The organism is Bradyrhizobium sp. PRIMUS42, from assembly GCF_023006515.1.
In the GTDB taxonomy this organism is placed as follows: Bacteria; Pseudomonadota; Alphaproteobacteria; order Rhizobiales; family Xanthobacteraceae; genus Bradyrhizobium.
On record NZ_JALBGZ010000280.1, the window covers coordinates 1 to 7,513 of the forward strand.

Annotated in this window: 6 protein-coding genes and 1 pseudogene; all 7 read right to left on the minus strand. The window is 63.9% G+C overall.

Annotated elements, in window-relative coordinates:
• Window positions 1–390, minus strand: a pseudogene (locus MOV75_RS20520) (hypothetical protein); the annotation flags it as partial.
• Between the two features lie 467 nt (window positions 391–857).
• On the minus strand, window positions 858–1,976 hold the full coding sequence (locus MOV75_RS20525) for a cobalamin-independent methionine synthase II family protein (RefSeq protein ID WP_246918970.1): 1,119 nt from the start codon (window positions 1,974–1,976) through the stop codon (window positions 858–860).
• 81 nt (window positions 1,977–2,057) lie between these two features.
• Entirely contained in the window at window positions 2,058–2,774 is a 717-nt protein-coding gene (locus MOV75_RS20530) for an ABC transporter ATP-binding protein (protein ID WP_247006490.1), read from the minus strand.
• Window positions 2,767–3,522 carry an ABC transporter ATP-binding protein gene (locus MOV75_RS20535; RefSeq protein ID WP_246918972.1) on the minus strand — a complete coding sequence of 252 codons (756 nt, stop codon included), beginning with the start codon at window positions 3,520–3,522 and terminating at the stop codon, window positions 2,767–2,769. The genes MOV75_RS20530 and MOV75_RS20535 overlap by 8 nt, the downstream gene beginning before the upstream one ends.
• Entirely contained in the window at window positions 3,519–4,547 is a 1,029-nt protein-coding gene (locus tag MOV75_RS20540; RefSeq protein ID WP_246918973.1) for a branched-chain amino acid ABC transporter permease, read from the minus strand. Before MOV75_RS20540 ends, MOV75_RS20535 begins: the two co-directional genes overlap by 4 nt.
• 8 nt (window positions 4,548–4,555) lie before the next feature.
• Complete coding sequence (locus tag MOV75_RS20545) at window positions 4,556–5,425, minus strand: branched-chain amino acid ABC transporter permease (RefSeq protein ID WP_246918974.1); 870 nt, start codon at window positions 5,423–5,425, stop codon at window positions 4,556–4,558.
• A gap of 168 nt (window positions 5,426–5,593) precedes the next feature.
• Window positions 5,594–6,772, minus strand: coding sequence for an ABC transporter substrate-binding protein (locus MOV75_RS20550; protein ID WP_246918975.1), 1,179 nt, complete (start codon window positions 6,770–6,772; stop codon window positions 5,594–5,596).
• Between the last annotated feature and the right edge of the window lie 741 nt (window positions 6,773–7,513).

Consider the following 7,513-nt stretch of genomic DNA (forward strand, 5'->3'; position numbering starts at 1 on the left):
GACGCCGGCGTCGAACATGCGCAGCGCCGGCGGGCGCGGATGGATCGAGGCAAGCTCCAGCGCGACCCTGTCGGCGACCACCCGCTTCTCGCTGCAGGTATGGACGAACAGCAGGTATTTCTGGCGGTTCTCGAAGAAGCGGAAATTGCCGCGCGGGTCGCGCTTTTCGGGCGGCACCTGAAGCCCCCGCGGCGGCGGCACGCCGCCAGCCATCGATGCCGCCATATAGGCCTGGATCCGCTCCAGCGTATCGATGGTGATGCGCTTTCCCTCGCGCAGACGCTGCACCAGCTTCCCATCGTTCACCGCGCGCCGGCCGAACGTCGATTCCGCCATGTCCGCCTTGCGGCAGAACTCCGTGATCTGGCTCAGGATTTCGTCGTTCTTCATGGAGTGGGACGCGGTGGGCAGGAAGATTGGGACCTGCGTCCTAGCAAATTCTGCCCACTCAGGGAATAGCGGATCGGGGCCCGTCGCGCGTGGTCCCTATCCGCTTTGCCGACGCGACTGCGCCCGCCCAGGTTGCGCCACGACCAGGTTGTGCTCGACGACGGAGGCGCGAACTCTCCGCGCCATGCGGCGCGCCAGGTCGGGAGGTTCAGCAGATGATGACGCCGGTGCGGGCTGAGGTGGTGTCGGCCACGAAGAATGAGCAGGTGGGTGGTCGAGCGGGGCTATCTTGCGGAGAAATGATGCTCCCGTGCCCCGGACGCAGTGCAGCGCCTCTTCAGCGGTGCGCTGCAGAGCCGGGGTCAATATCTCCGAAGAGCAAGTCTAGCAGCATGGGTCCCGGCTCTGCGCAGCAACGCAAGAGCGTTGCAGCGCGTCCGGGACATGAGCGAGGCCGGTGGCGAGGCTTAGTTCCCCCACACTTCCTTCGCGATCTCGACCGCGAGGCCGAGCTTGGCCCACTGCTCTTCCTCGGAAAGGATGTTGCCCTCTTCCGTCGAAGCAAATCCGCATTGCGGGGAGAGTGCGAGTTGCTCCAGCGGCGCGAACTTGGAGGCCTCTTCCAGGCGGCGCTTGATGTCGTCCTTCTTCTCGAGCTCACCGAACTTCGACGTGATGACGCCGACCACGACGACCTTGTTGCCCTTGGGCAAGAAGCGCAGTGGCTCGAAGCCGCCGGCACGGTCGCTGTCGTATTCGAGGAAGTAGCCGTCGTAATTGGTGCCGGCGAGCATGGTTTCGGCAACGGGCTCATAGCCGCCCGACGAAATCCAGGTCGAGCGGAAATTGCCGCGGCAGACATGCGTCGTCACCACCATGTCGGCGGGCTTTTCGGCCAGCGCGTAGTTGATGATGCGCGCATAGATCTGCTGGAGGCCGTCCGGATTGTCGCCGCGCTCGCGCGCCTTCTGCAATTCTTCCTGCGAACAGAGATAGGCCCACACGGTGTCGTCGAACTGGAGATAGCGGCAGCCAGCGTCGTAGAAGGCCTTCACGGCCTTCCGATAGGTCTTGCCGAGGTCTTCGTAGAAGGCCTCGAGATCGGGATAGATGTCCTTGGAGATCGACTTGCGGCCGCCGCGGAAGTGCAGCACCGCGGGCGACGGAATCGTCATCTTGGCGGTGACATGGGCCTGGTCGGCGATCTTCTTCAGGAAACGGAAATGGTCCAGCATCGGGTGGTCGTCGGGAAAGTCGAGCTTGTCGATCACCCGCACCGCGTCGTGCCGGGTCTGCACGCCCGCGAACTGGATGCCGGCGTCGGGATGAAACAGCTCGCAGCCGGTGAGCTTGGCCAGGAAGTCGAAATGCCACCAGGAGCGGCGGAATTCGCCGTCGGTCGCAAGCTTCAGGCCGACCGAGGCCTGCTTGTGCACGACCTTCTCGATCTCCATGTCCTCGACCTTGCGCAGATCGTCGGCCGAGATCTCGCCCTTCTCCAGACGGCTGCGGGCTTCCTTGATCTTGGCCGGACGCAGGAGGCTGCCGACCTCGTCGGCACGGAAGGGGGCTCTGGTTCGCTGCATGTCTTACTCCCTGGATATTTTTCTATAGCGTTTTCAAGCGACGTGGATACCGGTTCGCGTGAAGAAAACGCGTCGGACAAATTAGTGGGCCGCCGCCCCGGCGACGCCGAGATGGCGTTCCAGGACCGAGGGGTCAGCTTTCAGTGCGGCGCTCGGGGCATCGTGGACGATCGTTCCGCGCTCCAATATCACAACGCGGTCGGCGAGCCCCAGAATCTTTTGGGCATTCTGCTCGACGATGATCGAGCAGATGCCGCCCGCCCGGGTGATGGTGCCGATCGCCTTGAGCAGCTCCTCGACGATGATGGGGGCGAGGCCCTCGGTCGGCTCGTCCAGCAGCAGCACTTTCGGGTTGAGGGTGAGCGCGCGGCCGATGGCCAGCATCTGCTGCTCGCCGCCGGAGAGCTGATTGCCGAAACTGCTCCGCCGCTCCTTCAGTCGCGGGAACATCTCGTAGACCTTCTCGACCGTCCAGGGACCGGGCTGCGCCACCGCGGTCATGTTTTCTTCGACCGTAAGCGAGCGGAAAATGTTGCGCTCCTGCGGCACCCAGCCAATGCCGGCACGTGCCCGCTGGTCGGGCCGAAGCGAAGTGACATCCGTGCCGGCGAGTGCGACGGTGCCTGCGAAGCGGCGGGTGACGCCGACGATGGAATTGATCAGCGTGGTCTTGCCGGTGCCGTTGCGGCCCAGCAGCGCCAGCACCTGCCCCTCGGCGAGGCGCAAACTCATCTTCGGCAGCACCACGGCCTCGCCATAGCCGGCGCGCAACGCCTCGATCGCGAGCAGCTCAGACATTGACCGCCTCCTCGCCGAGATAGACCGCCTTGACCTGCGGATCTCGTGCGACCTGCTCGGGCGGCCCCTCAGTGAGCAGCGCGCCGGAGACCAGCACCGAAATGCGGTCGGCGAAGGAGAACACGAGATCCATGTCGTGCTCGATCAGGAGCACCGTGACATCGCGCGGCAGGCTGCCTACGACGGCGAGGATGTCGTGGCGCTCGCTCTCGGGTACGCCGGCGGCGGGCTCATCCAGCAGGAGCACGCGCGGCTTGGCCGCGATCGCGACCGCGATCTCGAGCAGGCGCTGCTTGCCGTAGGGCAGCGTCACGGTCTGCTCGTTCATGACGTCGAGCAGATGGAAGCGCGAGAGCAGATCGGCGATCTCGCCGTTGACGTCGCTGCGCGTGCCCATCCGCCGCCACCAGTCGCCGCCATGGCCGAGGCGCTCGGACACGGCAAGGCCGATGGTCTCGAGCGGCGTGAGATCGGGATAGAGCTGGTTGATCTGGAAAGTGCGCGACAGCCCCCGCAGCACCCGCTTGTGCACGGGCAGATCGGTGATGTCCTGTCCCTCGAGCAGGATGCGGCCCGAGTTCGGCTTCAGCACACCGGTGAGCTGGTTGATGACCGTGGTCTTGCCGGCGCCGTTCGGGCCGATCAGCGCGTGGCGGGCGCCCTGCTCGATCTTCAAGGACAGATCGCGGGTGACGCGCAGGCCGCCAAACTGTTTCTCGAGATTTTGGGTTTCGAGCACGATGGTCATGCGTCGCTCTCCGGAACGGCGACGACGGTCTTGCGCCCGGCGATTTGTTTGATGACCAGGTTGGGCACGTAGAGCACCCAGCGGTGCAGGCGCTGACGGCCAATCAGCACGATCACGACCAGCACGAGGCCGATCCAGAACTGCCAGTACTGCGGGGTGATGGTGGAGAACACCTCCTGGAGCATGCGGAAGATCACCGCACCGATCAGTCCGCCATAGAGATAGCCGGTGCCACCGATGACGAGTACCAGCATCAGATCCGCGGAGCGTTCGAAGGCAAACACGTCGAGCGATGCGATTGCCGTGGTCTGGGTGAACAGCGCGCCTGCGACTCCGGCGTAAAACGCCGCGAGCGTGTAGATCGCGATCAGGCGGCGGTTAACGGGGATGCCGATCGCGGCGGCGCGCAGCGGATTGTTCTTGATCGCGCGCAGCGACAGGCCGAACGGAGAGTGCACGACGCGGCGGGCGAACAAGAAGAGGAGGAACAGCACGGCCAGCGAATAGAAGAAGCCGGCCTTGCCGAACATGTCGAACGGGATTTCGCCGAAGATCGGCTGCATCTCGATGCCCTGCAAGCCGTCGGTGCCACCGGTGATGTTGGAGAAGCGTTCGGCGAGCGCTTCCAGCAGCAGGGCGATGCCGAGCGTCACCATCAAGCGCGTCAGATCGACGCCGCGGATCACCAGGAAGCTGGTGGCGAAGCCGAGCACCATCGCAGCAAGGCCGGCGACGATCAGCGCCAGGACCGGCTCCTTGACGATCCCGTGCAGCGCGAGAAGCCCCGCGGCATAGGCGCCGACGCCGAAGAAAGCGGCATGACCGAGCGAGACGATGCCGGCATAGCCGAGGATGAGATCCAGCGACATCGTAAACAGCGCCAGCCGCAGGATGTCGGTCATGATCAGATAGCGCGTGGGAAAGGCGAAGCCGCAGGCCAGCACGATCAGCCAGAAGGCGATTTCGCCGTAGTGCCAGCGCGCTTGGCGCTGGGCGTGATGACCGACGTCGGAAGCAGCGCTCATCGGCGAACTCAACGCGCAGCCGTGCGGCCGAACAGGCCGTTCGGACGCCAGATCAGGATCACGATCATCATGGTGTAGATCACGAAGGGTCCCATCTTCGGCACGTAGTATTTGCCGGCGACGTCACCGATGCCGAGCAGGAGCGAGGCCAGGAACGGGCCCGTTATCGAGGAGGAACCGCCGACGGTGACCACGATCAGGAAGTAGATCATGAACTTCAGCGGAAAGTACGGATCGAGGCCGAGGATCTCGGCGCTCAGCGCGCCGCCGAGACCTGCGAGTCCGCAACCAAAGGCAAAGGTGAAGGCGAACACCTGCGGCACGTTGATGCCGAGGCCGCTGGCGGCGCGGGGATCATCCACGGCGGCGCGCAAACGGCTGCCGAAGCGCGTCTTGGCCAGCACCATCTGAAGCGCGATGGTGAGCAGGCCGCAAATCACGATGATCATCAGCCGGTAGCGGCCGATGCCGACGCCGAACAGGTCGAACTGCCCCTGTAGCGCGGCGGGCAGATTGATGAAGACCCGCGAGGAACCCTGGATATAGTCGACCGCGGCGACCGACATGAAGGTCAGGCCGATGGTGAACAGCACCTGATCGAGATGGCTGCGCGTATAGAGGTGGCGGTAGAGGGTGCGTTCGAGCACGATGCCGATCGCGGCGGAGGAGACGAAAGCGAGCGGCAGCGCTGCGAAGAACGGCCAGCCCATCCGGTTGACCAGCACCATGCAGACATAGCCGCCGGCCATGGCGAAAGCGCCATGGGCGAGATTGACGAAGTTCATCAATCCGAGCGTGACCGCGAGCCCGCAGGCGAGCACGAACAGCAGCATGCCGTAGGCAACGCCATCGAACAGGTTGGTGAGGATTGAGGTCATCGTCTCAGCTTGGTTGGGGCGTCATGGCCGGGCTTGTCCCGGCCATCCACGTTCTTGTCCGGGCTCCCGCGTGGATGCCCGGGTCAAGCCCGGGCATGACGCTGGAGCGGTACGCGAGATCCCGGGTTCGCGCTCATGCGAGCCCCAGGGATGACGCGCTTTCGCGAGTCACTTCTTGGTCTTGCCGAGATCCTTGACGGCCTCGAAGGTCGCGAACTCGACGTTGTAGAGTTCGCCGTCGACCTTCTCGACCTTGCGGATGTAGATGTTCTGCACGATGTCGCGGGTCTCGGGGTCGATCGAGATCGGGCCGCGCGGGCTCTCCCACTTCTGGCCCTTCATGGCCTCCACCAGCTTGGTGCCGTCGGTGTCGCCATTGGTCTTCTTCAACGCCTCGTAGATGAGGTGGATGCCGTCATACCCGCTCACTGCCATGAAGCCCGGACGGTTGCCGAACGCCTTCTTGTAGGCCGCGACGAAATCCTTGTTCATTTGCGAGGGGTGCGCCGCGGAGTAGAGATGCGCGGTGACGGTACCGAGCACGGCGTCTCCCATGTTGTTGAGCAGGTCGTCGTCGGTGACGTCCCCCGGCCCGATCACCTTGATGCCGGCCTTGTCGAGGCCGCGCTCGGCATATTGCTTCATGAAGTTGCCGCCCTGGCCGGCCGGCACGAACACGAAGATCGCGTCGGGCTTGGCGTCCTTCATGCGCTGCAGGAACGGCGCGAAGTCGGGATTGGCGAGCGGCGTCTTGACTTCCTCGACCACCTCGCCCCCGCCGGCGGTGAAGTTCTGCTTGAAGAAGTTCAGCGCGTCATTGCCCGGCGCATAGTCGGAGGTCAGTGTCGCCACCTTCTTGATGCCGTTCTTGACCGCCCAGTCGCCGATGATGGTCGAGGACTGCGCCAGCGTGAAGCTGGTGCGCACGATATAGGGCGAGCGCTCGGTAATGATGGAGGTGCCGGCCGCCATCACGACTTCCGGGATCTTGGCTTGCGTCGCCAGCGGCGCGGCTGCGAGCGCGGCCGGCGTCACGCCGAAGCCGGCGATGAAGCTGACCTTGTCGTTGACGATCAGCTCCTGCGCGGCCGTCTTGGTCTTGTCCGGGATCGCGGCGTCGTCCTTGAGGATGATCTCGATCTTCTTGCCGGCGACGGTGTCGCCCTTCTGCTGCATGTAGAGCTTGATCGCGTTTTCGATCTGCTTGCCGGTCGAGGCCTGGCCGCCGGTCATCGGCAGGATCAGGCCGACCTTGACGCTGTCCTCGGCCTTGGCAGGCACGATCGCCGCGAGGCCCGCGATGGCAGCCGCTGCTGCCGCGCGTGAAAGAATTTTGCGTTCGAACATCAGATGTCCCTCCCCTTGATTCCTGACTTCTTGTGAGCCGGACCGAGTGCCCGGTCCTTGCCGCGCTTCACTCTCGGACAAGCCATGCCGTGCGGCCACATGGCGTCCTCTGCAACCCCGTTGTCAATCGGACGTTGGGCGACCATTCGGCGCAAGCCGTGTGATCCGTCGGAGGGAGAGATTTGTACGGTTGTACAAATAAAATGGTTCTGTCAACAAAAAAGCCTCTCGTGGCACTGGCGGGTTGGGCAAGGGCTCATTGATTGCGCACTGTATGAAGGCCGCACGAGGCCGTGGATGGAGGATTCCGCCTCTCACTTGCAGAATCTGGACATCTCCCTGCTCCGCCGTGAAGCCCACTCGTCACACGCACCGAACGAGCATGGCTGCGAATACGCAATGTATACCGTATCAGCTAAAATGGACGCCACAAGAGCGAATTATTCCTACTATAATACCTTTTATGTATACAATCATTCCGACCGTCGAATAGGCCAATTTTACATGTTGAGAGCTATGGTTCACCGCTGACGCCCATCCGGCGCCCCTCATCCACGCCCGATCGGGCACGACCTAGAAGATGTCCATGCGCCCCCGTTCGCTTTCGATCGCCGCAGTCGCCCTGCTCGCTTCCAACCTTGCAGGCTGCGGGACGGTCAACGAGAGACTCTCCGCCGGCATGGGCGATTACGTCCCGCAATGGGCCGGCGGCCTGCCGGCCGACGCCCCGCCGCGCGCGGG

What these genes read in the sequence shown, in the direction of transcription:
- MOV75_RS20535 (WP_246918972.1), bottom strand. Translation starts at nt 3,522, where the DNA reads ATGACCATCGTGCTCGAAACCCAAAATCTCGAGAAACAGTTTGGCGGC.
- MOV75_RS20545 (WP_246918974.1), bottom strand. Translation starts at nt 5,425, where the DNA reads ATGACCTCAATCCTCACCAACCTGTTCGATGGCGTTGCCTACGGCATG.
- MOV75_RS20530 (WP_247006490.1), bottom strand. Translation starts at nt 2,774, where the DNA reads ATGTCTGAGCTGCTCGCGATCGAGGCGTTGCGCGCCGGCTATGGCGAG.
- MOV75_RS20525 (WP_246918970.1), bottom strand. Translation starts at nt 1,976, where the DNA reads ATGCAGCGAACCAGAGCCCCCTTCCGTGCCGACGAGGTCGGCAGCCTC.
- MOV75_RS20540 (WP_246918973.1), bottom strand. Translation starts at nt 4,547, where the DNA reads ATGAGCGCTGCTTCCGACGTCGGTCATCACGCCCAGCGCCAAGCGCGC.
- MOV75_RS20550 (WP_246918975.1), bottom strand. Translation starts at nt 6,772, where the DNA reads ATGTTCGAACGCAAAATTCTTTCACGCGCGGCAGCAGCGGCTGCCATC.